Origin of the sequence: Amycolatopsis sp. NPDC049252, assembly GCF_043197175.1 — a bacterium.
Classification (GTDB): domain Bacteria; phylum Actinomycetota; class Actinomycetes; order Mycobacteriales; family Pseudonocardiaceae; genus Amycolatopsis.
The window spans coordinates 25738-40901 of record NZ_JBICSQ010000074.1 but is presented as its reverse complement, the minus strand read 5'-3'; the positions used below and the strand labels follow the sequence as shown (position 1 = coordinate 40901).

The 15164-nt window shown below is 70.5% G+C and carries 13 protein-coding genes; 5 read left to right on the top strand and 8 right to left on the bottom strand.

What is annotated here, in order from left to right:
- Positions 1–423 precede the first annotated feature (423 nt).
- Positions 424–1113, bottom strand: coding sequence for a YoaK family protein (locus ACGFMK_RS40050; RefSeq protein ID WP_392774551.1), 690 nt, complete (start codon positions 1111–1113; stop codon positions 424–426).
- Positions 1106–2047: a DUF4037 domain-containing protein gene (locus tag ACGFMK_RS40045; RefSeq protein ID WP_392774550.1), complete on the bottom strand. Its 942-nt coding sequence runs from the start codon at positions 2045–2047 to the stop codon at positions 1106–1108. The genes ACGFMK_RS40050 and ACGFMK_RS40045 overlap by 8 nt, the downstream gene beginning before the upstream one ends.
- A gap of 172 nt (positions 2048–2219) precedes the next feature.
- Here ACGFMK_RS40045 and ACGFMK_RS40040 point away from each other — a divergent pair, with 172 nt between their 5' ends.
- Complete coding sequence (locus ACGFMK_RS40040) at positions 2220–3071, top strand: helix-turn-helix domain-containing protein (RefSeq protein WP_392774548.1); 852 nt, start codon at positions 2220–2222, stop codon at positions 3069–3071.
- A 30-nt stretch (positions 3072–3101) separates the two neighbouring features.
- Here ACGFMK_RS40040 and ACGFMK_RS40035 read toward each other — a convergent pair whose 3' ends face one another.
- From ACGFMK_RS40035 to ACGFMK_RS40010, 6 genes are all read right to left on the bottom strand, one after another.
- On the bottom strand, positions 3102–4220 hold the full coding sequence (locus ACGFMK_RS40035; RefSeq protein WP_392774546.1) for an amidohydrolase family protein: 1119 nt from the start codon (positions 4218–4220) through the stop codon (positions 3102–3104).
- Positions 4217–4747, bottom strand: a complete 531-nt coding sequence (locus ACGFMK_RS40030; protein ID WP_392774544.1) for a GNAT family N-acetyltransferase — start codon at positions 4745–4747, stop codon at positions 4217–4219. The genes ACGFMK_RS40035 and ACGFMK_RS40030 overlap by 4 nt, the downstream gene beginning before the upstream one ends.
- A gap of 99 nt (positions 4748–4846) precedes the next feature.
- The gene (locus ACGFMK_RS40025) at positions 4847–5599 is read right to left on the bottom strand and encodes a succinate dehydrogenase/fumarate reductase iron-sulfur subunit (protein WP_392774542.1); all 753 of its coding nucleotides are present in this window, start codon (positions 5597–5599) and stop codon (positions 4847–4849) included.
- Positions 5596–7515 carry a fumarate reductase/succinate dehydrogenase flavoprotein subunit gene (locus ACGFMK_RS40020; protein ID WP_392774540.1) on the bottom strand — a complete coding sequence of 640 codons (1920 nt, stop codon included), beginning with the start codon at positions 7513–7515 and terminating at the stop codon, positions 5596–5598. The genes ACGFMK_RS40025 and ACGFMK_RS40020 overlap by 4 nt, the downstream gene beginning before the upstream one ends.
- 54 nt (positions 7516–7569) lie before the next feature.
- Entirely contained in the window at positions 7570–8394 is an 825-nt protein-coding gene (locus ACGFMK_RS40015; protein ID WP_392774538.1) for a hypothetical protein, read from the bottom strand.
- A complete protein-coding gene (locus ACGFMK_RS40010; protein ID WP_392774557.1) occupies positions 8391–8678 on the bottom strand; it encodes a hypothetical protein in 288 nt (95 codons plus the stop codon). The genes ACGFMK_RS40015 and ACGFMK_RS40010 overlap by 4 nt, the downstream gene beginning before the upstream one ends.
- Positions 8679–8927: 249 nt before the next feature.
- Between ACGFMK_RS40010 and edd the strand changes: the two genes are divergently transcribed.
- The 4 genes from edd (at position 8928) to ACGFMK_RS39990 (ending at position 14958) form a co-directional block, all read left to right on the top strand.
- Positions 8928–10838: a phosphogluconate dehydratase gene (edd, locus tag ACGFMK_RS40005; RefSeq protein WP_392774537.1), complete on the top strand. Its 1911-nt coding sequence runs from the start codon at positions 8928–8930 to the stop codon at positions 10836–10838.
- A complete protein-coding gene (eda, locus tag ACGFMK_RS40000; protein ID WP_392774536.1) occupies positions 10835–11449 on the top strand; it encodes a bifunctional 4-hydroxy-2-oxoglutarate aldolase/2-dehydro-3-deoxy-phosphogluconate aldolase in 615 nt (204 codons plus the stop codon). The genes edd and eda overlap by 4 nt, the downstream gene beginning before the upstream one ends.
- A 214-nt stretch (positions 11450–11663) precedes the next feature.
- On the top strand, positions 11664–13673 hold the full coding sequence (locus ACGFMK_RS39995; RefSeq protein ID WP_392774535.1) for a PEP/pyruvate-binding domain-containing protein: 2010 nt from the start codon (positions 11664–11666) through the stop codon (positions 13671–13673).
- A 22-nt stretch (positions 13674–13695) separates the two neighbouring features.
- A complete protein-coding gene (locus tag ACGFMK_RS39990; RefSeq protein WP_392774533.1) occupies positions 13696–14958 on the top strand; it encodes an MFS transporter in 1263 nt (420 codons plus the stop codon).
- The last annotated feature ends 206 nt before the right edge of the window (positions 14959–15164 follow it).

Below are 15164 nucleotides of genomic sequence, written 5' to 3'. Positions count from 1 at the left end.
CCCCACCGACCCTGCAAACGCAGCCCGGGCCACATCCACTTCCACCACCCGGCCAAGCACCTCATCACCGGCCAGCGGCCGCCCGTCCACCACGGCCACGCTCAGCCGACCCGCGCAACCCCACCGACCCTGCAAACGCAGCCCGGGCCACACCCACTTCCACCACCCGGCCAAGCGCCTCATCACCGGCCAGCGACTGCCCGTCCACCACGGCCGCGCTCGGCTGACCTGCCGCAGCCTCGCGGCCCCTGGGAACGCAGCGTGGGCCCACACCCGCTTCTCCTACCCGGCCAAGCGGCTCATCACCGACCAGCGGTCGCCGATCCACCACGGCCGCGCACTCGGCTGACGCGCCACAACCCCACCGCCCCTACAAAACGCAGCCCGGGCCACACCCGCTTCCGCCCCCGGCCAAGCACCTCATCACCGACCAGCGGCCACCGATCCACCGCCGTCGCGCGGCCGGTTGACCTGCAGCACCGCCAGCACACCGAGGACCAAGCCCAGGGCCAGCGTCAGCGCCGACCACATCGACACGTGCAGCTGCAGCATCCCGCCCGCGAAGGCGCCCACCAGCATCGCCGCCACCGCGACCACCTTGCGCAGCGGGTGCGCACCTTCACCGCCCGCGGCCTTGGAGTCCGCCGCGAAGCCCGTCAGCGTCATCGTCAGCACCGTGGTCGTCAGGTCCGGGGCGCCGATGCGCCGGACCGCCGCGTTCTGCAGGCCCATCGCCGCGCCCAGCACCACGATCAGCAGCTCGCTACCCAGCCGCGTGCCGCTGCCCAGCGTCGCCGACAGCACCACCGCCACCGCGACCAGCAGCGCCTGGACGGCCGTCGCCTTCCGCAGCACGCCGTGGTCCTCCTCGACCCGGGCCAGCCGCCCGCCGGCGAGCGCGCCCAGCAGGAACGCCGCGACCGCCGTCACCGACGCCACCACCGACAGCGTCGTCTCGCCCGCCGCCGCGAACCCGAGGAACACGACGTTGCCGGTCATGTTCGCCACGAACACGCGGCCCAGCCCGAGGAAGCTGACCGCGTCGACCACCCCGGTCACGACGGTCAGCGTCAGCAGCAGCACCGCCAGGTCCCGCGGTTTCGGCTCAGCCATGCGGGCAGTCAACCACCCGGCGCGTGAACGCGCGGTCGCCGAGCGCGTCGGTGCTGTCGACGAACTGGTCGATCGCTCCGACAGGTGACGCCGAGCCGTCGGACAGCGCCGCCACGAACCGCTCCGCGTGGATGACCCGGAACGGCCGGTCGTGGAACCCGCTCACGCACGGCTCGATCGGCGCGGTGAGCCCGAGCGCGTTGTGCGCCTCCGCGACGGTCTCGTACGCCGTCACGAGGTGCCCCTCACGCTCCCGCCACGTCGTCGAGGCGAGCGCCGCGGTCAGCGACGGCGTGAGCGTCCCGGCGACCGGCAGCCGCGCGAAGGCGCTGCCGAGCCACTTGCTGTACGGCGGGTACCGGCGCGCCATCAGCAGGCACAGCCGCATCAGGTCCCGCACCAGCCGGGCCGCGACGACGGCCGAGCCCAGCTCGTCGCCGGCCTCCCCGCACCGGCCGACGAACGGCTCCTCCTGCTCGATCCGCCGCCACTGGCACGCGAGGACGTACCGCCAGACGTCGTCCGGGTACCAGGCGACGTTCCGCCGCAGCGCCTCCAGCCCGAGGTCGTCGTGGAACACCGCGCCGCCCGTGAACTCGGCAAAAACCTGCGTCGGGGTGGCGAGCCAGTCACGACGCTCCGGGCGGCGCGGGTCGAAGCCGAGCGCGCCGCGCGTCCAGTCGTCGAGCGTCGCGACGACCAGCTTCGTCGGGTGGCCGAGGAACGTCGGCGGCACACGGAACTCGCGGACGTGGGGCAGGAACAGCTGGACGCGTGCGGTCCAGTCGTGATCGGCCGAGCGTTCCGTGTCGAAGCCGAGGACCTCGGAACCGGGGCCGAGCAGGGCGGCCGTGTGGGGCTCTCCGTCGACCAGCGGACGCACCACGGCACGGTAGAACCGGCGCGCGAGTTCGATTCCGGAAATGAACGTCATACGGCCCATTCTTGCTTACTAACGTGCGAAGCGCGCTTCATTGTGCGAAGCTGCTTCGCAGCGCTTCGCAAGCGGAACCTGTTGTCACACAGGCAGAACACCTCACATCCCTTCCGGTGAATCCCCGCGCGGCACGCGACATTTTGTCGGTGGTTGCCTTTAACGTGCGAGCATGACCGAAAAGAGCACGGTGCGCACACGGGAGATGGGCATCGAGTTGAAGACCCAGCGCGAAGCGAAACAGATGTCGCTTCGCGAGCTGGCCCGGCGCGCGGACTGGTCTGCGTCGAAGGTGTCCGGCTGGGAGAACGGCCGCCGCATCTCCCCGATCGACGCGGCGATCTACCTGGCCAACTGCGGAACCAAGGCCCCGGAACGGAACAGGTTGCTGGAACTGACGAAACCCCCGAGCGACCGGTACTGGGTGCGGCCGTACTTCAGCGAGCTCGTCGATCCCGCGAAGTCCCTCATCGTCCAGGAGAACCTCGCGACCCGGGTGATCTCGAACAGCCCGACGGCGCTGCCCGGCATGCTCCAGACCGAGGACTACGTCCGCACCCTCTACGAGATGTCCGGCCGGTACACCACCGACCGGCTCCAGCTGCTGATCCAGGCGAGAAGGGACCGGCAGGAGCTGCTGCAGCGGACGAACCCGCCCGACTGCCTGTACTTCGTCTACGAACACACCCTGCGCTCGATCCTGCGCGACCCGGCCCTGATGCACGAACAGCTGCAGTCCCTCGTGCTCGCCACCAACCTGCCCCACTGCACCATCCGGGTCGTGCCCGCCTCGGCGCCGCCGTACCACCTGATCGGCAGCCGGTTCACGATCATGGAGTTCGCCGAACACCCCGCGGTGGCCTACGAGGAAAGCTTCGCCGCGGGCCTGTTCGTCGACGATCGGGTCGCGGTCGAAGCGTTCTACGTCCTGCGCACCCGCCTGGAGCAGGTGGCACTGTCCGAACGGGAGTCCCGGGAGTTCCTCATCCGGCTGACCGAGGAGTTCGATCTCATGACCGGCTGACCACACCCCACGGCCACGCCCCCTTCCCCATCATTCTCGTGCGCCGACAGCCTTTCCGTCGTGCCAGACCGTCCGGACCCGACCCGGCAGGTCGGTCACGTCGAGGTCCGTGCCGTCGAGCAGCACCAGATCGGCCCGCAAACCGGGCTCGACGCGGCCGCGGTCGTCGTCGAGGCGCAGCAGCCTCGCCGCCTCGCTGGTGGCCGCCTTCAAGGCCGCCGCGTCACCGAGGACCGCGGCCAGCAACCGCAGCTCGGTCGCCAAGTCGACATGGGGGCGCGGGGCGAGGTCCGAACCCGCGGCGATGCGGACGCCCGCCTCGGCGGCGAGGCGCACCGACCGGCGGTGGTCCGGGGCGAACTCGCTGTCGCTGATCGGCGACAGCGTCGGCACGTACCAGGCATTCCCCAGCGCGGCAACGGATTCGTCGTCCAGGAAGGTGCCGTGCTCGATGCTCCGCGCCCCCGCGCGGGCCGCCGACACCACGGCGGCGGACGTGTGCGCGTGGGCCATGACGTCCCGCCCGCACCGGCGAGCCTCGTCGACCAGCGCGACGAGCTCCTCGTCGGTCGGGCGGACGTCCACGCCCTCGCGGATCGACCCCATCGCCCCGCTCGCGCCGACCTTAATCCAGTCCGCCCCGGCGCGCACCATCCGGCGGACGGCCGCGCGCGCCGCGTCCGGCCCGTCGAACACCGGGTCCGGCAACGACGGGTCACCGTAGCGGTCGACGGCCCCGGCGGGCGGCTCCCAGCTGTCCCCGAGACCGCCGGTCGGGCCGAGCTGGCGCAGGCTGACCAGCACGTCCGGGCCGGTGATCCAGCCTTCGCGCAGGGCGTGCTTGAGGCCGGCGTCGGCACCCCAGGCGTCGCGGACGGTGGTGATCCCGCGGGCGAGCAGCCCGCGCAGCACCGGCACCGCTTCGAGGATCCGGGCGCTGCGCGGCAGCGGCTCGGGCCGCGGGAACGCGACGTGCACGTGGCAGTCGATGAGCCCGGGGATCAGCAGCCCGCCCGCGCAGTCGACCCGCCCGTCACCGTCGAGTCCCGGGCCGACCTCGGCGATCCGGTCGCCGTCGAGCCGGACGTCCGCGCGGGTCGACTCCCCGGTCTCGGGGTCGAGCACCCGCGCGCCGACGAGCAGCGTCACGAGAGTTCCTTGTGGTAGACGAGGAAATCGCACGGCGTGGCCAGTGACGGCGCGAGGTGCGGGTAGTCCTGCGCGAGGTCGGCACGGTGGGTCACGCGGTAGCCGAGGCGGTCGTACCACTCGGCGAGGAACTGCTTCGACGGATGCGTCCACTCCCGCGGCACGAGCAGTTCGAGCTGCATCCGGCGGCAGCCCGCGTCCCGGCTCGCCCGCTCGGCGAACCGCACCAGGTCCCGGCCGATGCCGGTACCCCGCCGGGCCGGGTCGGCCGCGAGCATCCCGAACTCGCCGGTGGCCTCGTCGAGCCGCCGGACCCGCACCGAACCGGCGAGGTCACCGTCGACCCGCGCGACCGCGATCTCCCCCGCCCGCACGAACCCGGCCACCTCACCGGCGGACGTCCGGTCGGTGCTCCCCCGCCACAGCCCCTTCTCGGACTCGGCGTAGACCTGGTTGACCAGCGCGGCGATCCGGTCGATCAGGGACAGGTCCGCCGCCGCGGACGGGGGCAGCAGCTCGATCTCCATGCCCCCACCTTGTCACGCCCACGCGAAGACGCTCGCGAACCGGCTCCGGCGGCTTCGAGAGCAGCCGCACCCGGTTCGCGAGCGTCGATCGAGAGAGCGTCAGTTGTCCCGTCGGAAGAGCTTGTTGCCCAGCCAGACGATCGGGTCGTACTTGCGGTCCGCCACGCGCTCCTTCATCGGGATGAGCGCGTTGTCGGTGATGTGGATGCCCTCCGGGCAGACCTCGCTGCAGCACTTGGTGATGTTGCAGTAGCCGAGGCCGTGCTCCTCCTGGGCCGCGTCACGCCGGTCGGCGACGTCGAGCGGGTGCATCTCCAGCTCGGCGATCCGCATCAGGTACCGCGGCCCCGCGAAGGACTCCTTGTTCTCCTCGTGGTCGCGCACCACGTGACAGGTGTTCTGGCACAGGAAGCACTCGATGCACTTGCGGAACTCCTGCGAGCGCTCGACGTCCACCTGCTGCATCCGGTAGTCACCGGGCTTGAGGTCGGCGGGCGGGGTGAACGACGGGATCTCCCGCGCCTTCGTGTAGTTGAAGGACACGTCGGTGACCAGGTCGCGGATCACCGGGAACGTCCGCATCGGCGTCACCGTGACGACCTCGTCCTCGGTGAACGTCGACATCCGCGTCATGCACAGCAGGCGCGGCTTGCCGTTGATCTCCGCCGAGCACGAACCGCACTTGCCCGCCTTGCAGTTCCACCGCACCGCGAGGTCCGACGCCTGCGTGGCCTGCAGCCGGTGGATGATGTCGAGGACGACCTCGCCCTCGTTCACCTCCACCGTGAAGTCCTGCAACGCGCCGCCCGTGTCGTCGCCGCGCCAGACCCGGAAACTCGCCTTGTAGCTCATGCCTTGCTCCCACCGGGGTGCGTTTCGAGTTCCTGGTCGGTGTAGTACTTCCCGAGCTCGCCGAACTCGAACAGTTCCAGAAGGTCCTGCCGCAGCGGCAGCTGCTCCTCGACCGTGACGCTGACGTCCGGCACCACCGGGTTCTCCCCCGGCGACGACGCGCAGACGAGAAGCTTGTGGCGCCACTCGGGATCCATGCCCGGGTGGTCGTCGCGGGTGTGGCCGCCGCGGCTCTCCGTCCGGGTCAGGGCCGCCTTCGCGACGCACTCGCTGACCATCAGCATGTTGCGCAGGTCGATGGCGAGGTGCCAGCCGGGGTTGAACTGCCGGTGCCCCTCCACGGTGACGCGCAGGATCCGGTGCCGCAGCTCCGACAGCTTCACCAGCGCCTGCTCGATCTCGCCGGCCTTGCGGATGATGCCGACCAGGTCGTTCATCGACTGCTGCAGCTCGGTGTGCAGGGTGTAGGGGTTCTCGGCCGACGCGCCCTCCGGCGGGTCGAACGGCGCCAGCGCCATCTTCGCCGCGGCGTCCACATCGGACTGCGCGACCGCGGGCCGGTCGGCCAGGCCGTGCACGTACTCGGCGGCGCCGAGCCCGGCGCGGCGGCCGAACACCAGCAGGTCCGACAGCGAGTTGCCGCCGAGCCGGTTGGAGCCGTGCATGCCGCCCGAGCACTCGCCCGCGGCGAACAGGCCGGGCACGCTCGACGCGGCCGTGTCCGGGTCGACCTCGATGCCGCCCATCACGTAGTGGCAGGTCGGGCCGACCTCCATCGCCTCCGCCGTGATGTCGACGTCCGCCAGCTCCTTGAACTGGTGGTACATCGACGGCAGCCGCTTCTTGATCTCCTCGGTCGGCAGCCGGCTGGCGATGTCGAGGAACACGCCGCCGTGCGGGGAGCCGCGCCCCTCCTTGACCTCGGAGTTGATCGCGCGGGCCACCTCGTCGCGCGGTAGCAGGTCCGGCGTGCGCCGGTTGTTGTCCGCGTCGGCGTACCAGCGGTCGGCTTCCTCTTCGCTCTCCGCGTACTGCCCCTTGAACACCTCGGGCACGTACTCGAACATGAACCGCTTGCCGTCGGAGTTCTTGAGCACACCGCCGTCACCGCGCACGCCCTCGGTGACGAGGATGCCCTTGACGCTCGGCGGCCAGACCATCCCGGTCGGGTGGAACTGGACGAACTCCATGTTGATCAGCTTCGCGCCCGCCCGCAGCGCCAGCGCGTGGCCGTCGCCGGTGTACTCCCACGAGTTCGACGTCACCTTGAACGACTTGCCGATGCCGCCGGTCGCGAGCACGACCGCCGGCGCGTCGAACAGGATGAAGCGGCCGCTCTCCCGCCAGTAGCCGAACGCGCCGGCGATCTTCCCGTCGGTGGTGAGCAGCTCGGTGACCGTGCACTCGGCGAAGACCTTGATCTTCGCCTCGTAGTCCCCGGTCTCGGCGAAGTCCTCCTGCTGCAGCGAAACGATCTTCTGCTGCATCGTGCGGATCAGCTCGAGCCCGGTCCGGTCACCGACGTGCGCCAGCCGCGGGTAGGTGTGCCCGCCGAAGTTGCGCTGGCTGATCCGCCCGTCCGCGGTGCGGTCGAACAGGGCGCCGTAGGTCTCGAGCTCCCAGACCCGGTCCGGCGCCTCCTTGGCGTGCAGCTCGGCCATCCGCCAGTTGTTGAGGAACTTGCCGCCGCGCATGGTGTCGCGGAAGTGGACCTGCCAGTTGTCGTTCGAGTTCGCGTTGCCCATCGACGCCGCGCAGCCACCTTCGGCCATCACCGTGTGCGCCTTGCCGAACAGGGACTTGCACACGACCGCGACGCGGTAACCGCGTTCGCGCGCTTCGATCACCGCGCGCAGACCGGCACCACCGGCACCGATCACCACCACGTCGTAGCTGTGCCGTTCGACCTCGGTCATGTAGGAATTCCACCTCGGAAAATGGGGACGTCGTTGTCGGGAGGGCGGGGAGGATCAGTTCACGAATCTCAGGTCCGCGATCGCCCCGCTGGCCACGAGCATGACGTAGAAGTCGGTCAGCACGAGTGTGCCGAGCGTCGTCCAGGCCAGCGCCATGTGGCGGGTGTTGAGCTTGGTCACCTGGGTCCAGATCCAGTACCGCACCGGGTGCTTGGAGAAGTGCTTCAGCCGGCCGCCGGTCACGTGCCGGCACGAGTGGCAGGACAGCGTGTACGCCCAGAGCAGGACGACGTTCGCGACCAGGATGACGTTGCCCAGGCCGAAGCCGAAGCCGCCGGTCTTGCCGTGGAACGCCGTGATCGCGTCGTAGGTGTTGACCAGCGACACGATCAGCGCCACGTAGAAGAAGTAGCGGTGGACGTTCTGGATGATCAGCGGGAGCCGCGTCTCACCGGTGTACTTGGCCTTCGGTTCCGCGACGGCGCACGCGGGCGGGGAGAACCACACCGCGCGGTAGTAGGCCTTGCGGTAGTAGTAGCAGGTCAGGCGGAACCCGAGCAGGAACGGCAGCACGACGAAGCCGAGCGGGATGAACCCGGGCAGGTCGCCGAACCAGTGGCCGAAGTGGCTCGAGCCCTCGACGCAGGACGTGGACAGGCAGGGGGAGTAGAACGGCGTCAGGTAGTGGTAGTCCGGCACCCAGTAGGCGGTGCGCACGAACGACCGGACCGTCGCGTAGATGATGAAGGCGCCCAGCCCGAGCACGGTGAGCAGGGGCTGGAGCCACCATCGGTCGGTCCGCAGGGTGCGTTCGGCGATCCGGGCCCGCTGGGGGGACCGGACGCCGGTGCCGACGCCGTTGTCAGCGGGAGCGCTCACCGCTGGTCGCGCTTGTAGCCGCCGACGCCTTCGTCGTCCGCGCCGTGCCACAGCGCCGGGTCGTACGGCGTGTCGGGAACTTGGACGCGCTCCGCGGCCTTCGCCTGCGCCGGTACCGCGAGCGGGGTGCCGTCGAGGTCGGCGGTGTCGATGTCGAGGCGCTCCACGTCGTTGGCGAGGCGGCGGATGGCCGAAGCGTCGCCGTAGCGCGAGCGCAGTGCGCCGACGCACTGCCTGAGCTGACCGATGGTTCGCCGCAGCTCGGCGATCTCGGAGGTGGACATCATGCCTCCCGTGTGGTGGGGCCGGCCGCGCCGGTCGGCGATCTCGCCAGAACCGACTCTGCCGCTCGTAGTGCAGTGTGACAAGTAGCACATTAGCTAAGTAGGGGCGTGATCGGGGTCACTGGGGTTGATCTTCTGAATCGATTTTGATTCGGTGTTCGCGGCGGGTAGTGTGGCCAGCGTCACGACCCAGAGGCGCCAGCGCTGCCGTCCCGCGGACCACCACTCACCAGTGATCCGGAGCCGGACATGAGCCACACCTCCACCACCACACCCCAGAAGACGCCGCTGCATCGAGTCGTCGCCGACGTCACCGCGCGCATCACCGAGCGCAGTGCCGCCACCCGCGCCGCGTACCTCGGCCGCACGGCCGCCGCGCACGAAGAGGGCCCGGTCCGCCGCGGCCTCGCGTGCAGTAACCTCGCCCACGGCTTCGCCGCCATGGAGGGCGCCGACAAGGAGGCGCTGCGGGCCGCGCGCGCCCCCGGCGTCGCCATCGTCTCGTCCTACAACGACATGCTCTCCGCGCACCAGCCGATGCAGGAGTACCCCGCCTGGCTGAAGAAGGCGGTAAGGGGCGCGGGCGGGGTCGCCCAGTTCGCCGGCGGGGTGCCCGCGATGTGCGACGGCATCACCCAGGGCCGCGCCGGCATGGAGCTGTCCCTGTTCAGCCGCGAGGTCATCGCGATGTCGACGGCGATCGCGCTGTCGCACGACATGTTCGACGCGGCCCTGCTGCTGGGCGTCTGCGACAAGATCGTGCCCGGCCTGCTGATCGGTGCCCTGTCCTTCGGCCACCTGCCGGCCGTCCTCGTGCCCGCCGGGCCGATGAACTCGGGGCTGCCGAACAAGGAGAAGGCGCGCGTCCGCCAGCTCTACGCCGAGGGCCTCGCCACCCGCGAAGACCTGCTCGACGCCGAAGCGGCGTCGTACCACTCGGCCGGGACCTGCACCTTCTACGGCACCGCCAACTCCAACCAGATGGTCGTCGAGGTGATGGGCCTGCACCTGCCCGGTGCCAGCTTCGTCCAGCCCGGGTCCACGCTGCGCCGCGCCTTGACCGAAGAAGCCGGGCGCCGCGTCGTCACGCTCTCGCGCGGTGAGGAGTACACCCCTGTCTCGCGGATCCTCGACGAGAAGGCGTTCGTCAACGGCGTCATCGCGCTGCTGGCCACCGGCGGGTCGACCAACCACACGATGCACCTGGTCGCGATCGCCGCGGCCGCCGGCATCCAGCTGACCTGGGACGACTTCTCCGACCTCTCGGCCGTCGTGCCGCTGCTGGCGCGGGTCTACCCGAACGGCAGCGCCGACATCAACCACTTCCACGCCGCCGGCGGCATCCAGTTCCTGGTCGGCACGCTGCTCGACGCCGGGCTGCTGCACGAGGACGTGCACACCGTGGCCGGGTTCGGGCTGCACCGCTACCGGGCCGAGCCGATCCTGTCCGACGGCGAGCTGGTCTGGCGCGACGTGCCGACCCGCAGCCTCGACGAGGAGGTGCTGCGCCCGGCGTGGCGCCCGTTCGCCGCGGACGGCGGGCTGCGGATGGTCGAGGGCAACCTCGGCCGCGCCGTGGTCAAGGTGTCCGCAGTGGCGCCCGAGCACCGGATCGTCCAGGCGCCGGCGCGGGTGTTCACTACGCAGGAGGCGTTCAAGGCCGCGTTCGAGGCGGGCGAGCTGGACCGCGACGTCGTCGTGGTGATCCGGCAGCAGGGTCCGCAGGCCAACGGCATGCCCGAGCTGCACGGGCTCACCCCGGCGCTGGGGGTGCTGATGGACCGCGGGCACCAGGTGGCGCTGCTCACCGACGGCCGCATGTCGGGCGCGTCGGGCAAGATCCCGGCCGCGATCCAGGTGACGCCGGAAGCCGCCGTCGGCGGCCCGATCGCGCGTATCGCCGATGGTGACGTCGTCCGGCTCGACGCCGGCGCGGGCAGCCTCGACGTGTTCGTCGGTGACGAAGAACTCGCCCGCCGTGAACTTGTGGACTCCCCGCCGTCCGAAGCATCCTGGAGCGGCACCGGCCGAGAGCTGTTCGCCGCGTTGCGCCGCGGGGTCGGCCCCGCCGACCAGGGCGCATCCGTGTTCGGAGGGCTGACGCCGGAGCACTTCGGCATTCCCACGCACACTCTGGAAACCCAGGAGGTCGGTCAGTGACCACCGGTCAGGACCTGCTCGAGCTGTCCCCCGTGATGCCCGTCGTGGTGATCGACGACGCCGACGACGCGGTGCCCACGGCGCGGGCTCTGCTCGCCGGCGGGATCGGGGTCATCGAGCTGACCCTGCGCACCCCGGCGGCGTTGTCGGCGATCGAGCGCGTCGCGGCCGAGGTCCCGGACATCGTGCTCGGCGCCGGCACGGTGACGTCGCCGGGCCAGGCGAAGCAGGCGGCCGACGCGGGCGCGAAGTTCCTCGTGACACCGGGCTGCACGGACGCCGTCCTCGACGCGTGCTTCGAGACCGGCCTGCCGTTCCTGCCCGGCGCGGCGACGGTGTCGGAGGCGATGCGGCTGGCCGAGCGCGGCCTCACGGCGGTGAAGTTCTTCCCGGCCGAGGCGTCCGGCGGTGTCGCGTACCTGAAGTCGATCGCGGGGCCGCTGCCCGGCCTGAAGTTCTGCCCGACGGGCGGGATCACGGTGGCTTCGGCGCCTTCGTACCTCGAGCTGCCCAACGTCGGCTGCATCGGCGGTTCCTGGCTGACGTCCTCGCTCGCCACCCGCGATTTCGCCACGATCGAGAAGCTGGCCGCGGAAGCCGCGAAACTGTAGCCGAGATCACCTGCAGCAATTCCCTCCCCGAACGGCCGAACCTGCGTCCCGGATCCCGGGAGCGCCGTTCCAGCGCGCTGGAACGGTGCTCCGAGGGAGTGAGGCGGGCGTCATGGGTTCGGCCGTTCGTCCCAGTCAGCGGGCATTCGCGCACACGGTCGGTGAATTACCACCTGTTATCGTTCCCCCTCGCAATTTCCAGCGAGGAGAACCGGTGTCCCTGACCAGCGTGGTCGCCCCCAGCACGTCCCCCTGCGCCGTCCCCGAAAGCGTCGCCGCACTGGTCGGTGCACGCCTTTCCCTGTCCGCACTCCACCAGTTGTGCGGCACCCTCGGCGGCTATTCCTTCGTCAAGGTCGTGGTCGACCGCGAACAGCGGGAGATTCACTTCCTGAACGACGCGCGCCATTCCTTTCACGCGATCTATATCGGCGAAGAGATCCTCGGCGTCCCCGAAGAACGGGTGCGCGCCGAGATCGACGACTACAACGAACGCTTCTACCACGCACCGGACCGCCGGTTCCTGCTCGGCATCCTCGCCCTCCACACGCGCCAGGAGAAGATCCTCTCGCTGGAGACGGTCGAGGTCGACACGATGCCGGCCGCGCTGATCCGCGAGTTCCACGCGTTCGTGGCGGAGCACGTCGACCCGGCCCTGCCGCTGCTGTTCAAGCCGGCGAACCAGCTGCAGGAGCGGCTCGTCCGCGAGATCCCGCCGAGCGAGCTCCCCCGCGTCTTCGCCCACGAACTGTTCTCGACGGCGCCCTTCGTCGCCCTGAACCCCGGCACGACCACCGGCCGGCTGCGCGCGTTCCGCACCGAAGCCGAGTACCGGGCCGCCACTGCCACAGCCGGGCTGGCCTGGTCGGACATCATCGTGATGGACCGCGTGCCCGACGACATCCCGCGCCTGTCCGGCATCGTCAACGCCCGGCACACGACCCCGTTGTCCCACACCAACGTCCTGGCCACCGGCTGGCAGATCCCGAACGCCGTCCAGCTCGGTGCCCTGGCCGAGATCGACCGCCGCGGCCTCGACGGCAAGTGGGTCGAGTACACGGTGGACACCCAATCGCTCACGCTGCGGGAGGTCGACGAGCCCGCCGAGGCGACCCCGCCGTCCTGGTACGCCCAGCGCGTCACGCTGGAGGAGCCCGAGTCCGACCACAGCCCGATCGTCAACCTGTCGCGGCTGCGCGCGTCCGACCGCTACCGGTATGGAACGAAGGCAGCGAATCTCGGCGAGCTGCACCACGTCCTGGCCTGCGGCTCCCCACGGCTGCTCGGCTTCTACCAGGTCCCGCGGCCGCCGCGGGAGAACCTGCTGCCGCACCTGGCCCAGCTGCTGGACGTCCCGGCCGACGCTTCGGTGGCCGACCTCTCCGAGGCGGCCCGCCGGCTGCTCGACGAGCGCGTCCGTGTGCCGCGCGGGATCGCCCTGCCGTTCTCGCTGCAGCGGCGGTTCCTCGAGTCGTCCCCGCGGATCCAGCAGGCGATCGGCAAGCTGAAGATGGCCCTGGAGCTGGACGCGCGCGAGATCGAGCCGCTGTGTGTCGAGCTGCAGAGCCTGATCCGGTCGGCGCGGCTGCCGGGCGCGCTGGCCGGCGAGATCGACTCCGCGCTGGTGTCCCAGCTGGCCGGGGTGCGCACGTTCGTCGTGCGCAGCTCGTCGAACGCCGAGGACCTCGCCGGGTTCTCGGCCGCCGGGATCTACGAGTCGATCAACCACGTCACCACCGCCGAGCGGATCTTCGCCAGTGTCAAGGAGGTCTGGGCGTCACTGGTGTCGGTGCGCAGCGTCCGGCTGCGCCACCAGGCCGGCATCTCCCTCGACGAGTGCTTCATGGGCGTGGTCATCCAGGAACAGGTCGCGGCCGACTTCGGCGGCGTGCTGGTGACGACGAACCCGATGAACCGCGCGGACTTCCGCACGGTCTACGTCAACGTCTCGCCGAAGGTCACCGACGTCGTCGACGGCTCCGCGCTGCCCATGCAGTACCTGTACTCGACGGTCGAAGGCGGCGGCCGCACCTTGTCCCTGGGCGACGCGGCGTCGGATCTCGACGAGCGCGCCCACGAGCAGCTGCAGCGCCTCGCCGTCGCCGGCCGGCTGCTGCAGTCGCACTTCTCCCCCGACTACACCTTCGACTCGCCGGTGGACGTCGAGTGGCTCGCGGACCGCGACCACGTCCACATCGTCCAGCTGCGCCCCTACTCGGCCTGATTTCCTCCCGGGAGACCTCATCATGCTGGGCTTTCGCCTGCCCGCGAAACCCGACGTTCAGCGCGCCGTGCGGCTGACCTACGGGTTCCAGTTCTTCTTCGGCCTGTTGCTGTGGGTGCCGATCTTCTACCAGTACCAGAAGCTCGTCGGCCTCGACGACGGCCAGATCTTCGGCATCCAGAGCATCTACTACATCGTGTTCTGCCTGCTGGAGATCCCGACGGGCATGCTCGCCGACCGGTTCGACTACCGCACTTCGCTGAAGGCCGGCGCCGCCGTGCTGGTGGCGGCGAACCTGGTGCCGGTGTTCCTCGGTTCGTACACCGGGTTCCTGCTCCACTTCATCCTGATCGCCCTGGCCAGGTCGCTCGTGTCCGGCGCGCAGAGCGCGTACCTCTACGAGTACCTGCACGCTCACGGCGAAGGCGAGCACTACCTCCGGGTGGAAGGCGTCGGCCGCGCGTACAGCCTGATCGGCAAGATCGTTTACTGGCCGGTGATCGGCCTGCTGATGGCGTGGAACCTCCCTTCCCCGTATTGGCTGACGGCGATCAACGCGGCCGTCGCCCTCGCGTTCGCCGTGAAGCTCCCGGCGGTTCCGGGTGGCCGTCAGGCGAGGGACAAGACGGCGTCGCTCCTCGCGGGCGTCGGCGGCGCGCTGTCGGCGCTGCGTTCGTCACGCTGGTTGTTCTTGCTGATGGTGCAGGGCGTCGCGATGTTCACGCTGGTCCGGATCTGCCAGGTGAACCTGTTCCAGCCGATCCTGGAGTCGAAGACGCTCTCGGTGAACTGGTACGGCGCGGTGCTGGCCGCCATGACGGTCTTCGAAGCCCTCGGCGCGGCCCGCCCGCACCGGCTGCGCCGCGCCATCGGCCCGGTTGCTTCGGTGTTCACCCTGACCATCGTGATGGCCCTGTGCCTGGGTTTCATCGTCCCCGCCGGCGCGATCCCGACGGTGCTCCTGCTGTGCGTCTTCGCGGTGGCGACGGGTGTTTCGTTCCCGATCCAGAAGCAGCTGCTGAACGACTCCATCCCGGACTCCCGTTACCGCGCGACGCTCCTGTCGATGGAGTCCATTGTGGACCGCGCGGTGTGCGCCCTGGTGGCGGTCGCGCTGGGCGCGTACCTCTCGGCCGGCCGGCTCGACGAGTTCCTGGTGCTGTCGGCCGTGGTCACGTGCGTGGTGATGGGCCTGCTCGCGGCGCTGCTGCTGACGGTCCGCAAGCACCGCTCGGACCGCCGGCCGCGGACAGCACGAGAGGCGGTGTCGGTCACCTCAGCGTGACGTGCGGTCCGGGCGCGCCGGGCGTTCGAGATGCCGCCGTCCGGCACCGGCCGAGCCGCAGTGCTCGCGGAAGTGCCCGGCCTCAGGTACAGCCGGACCGCAACCCTCCCGCCGCCCAGCCGAGCCGCGCTCCTCGCGAACCGGCCGGCCGCGCGACCCGGGCTCGGCCGCGCCACCAGCCCGGTGCCGGGGCCAGCCCCGGCCGG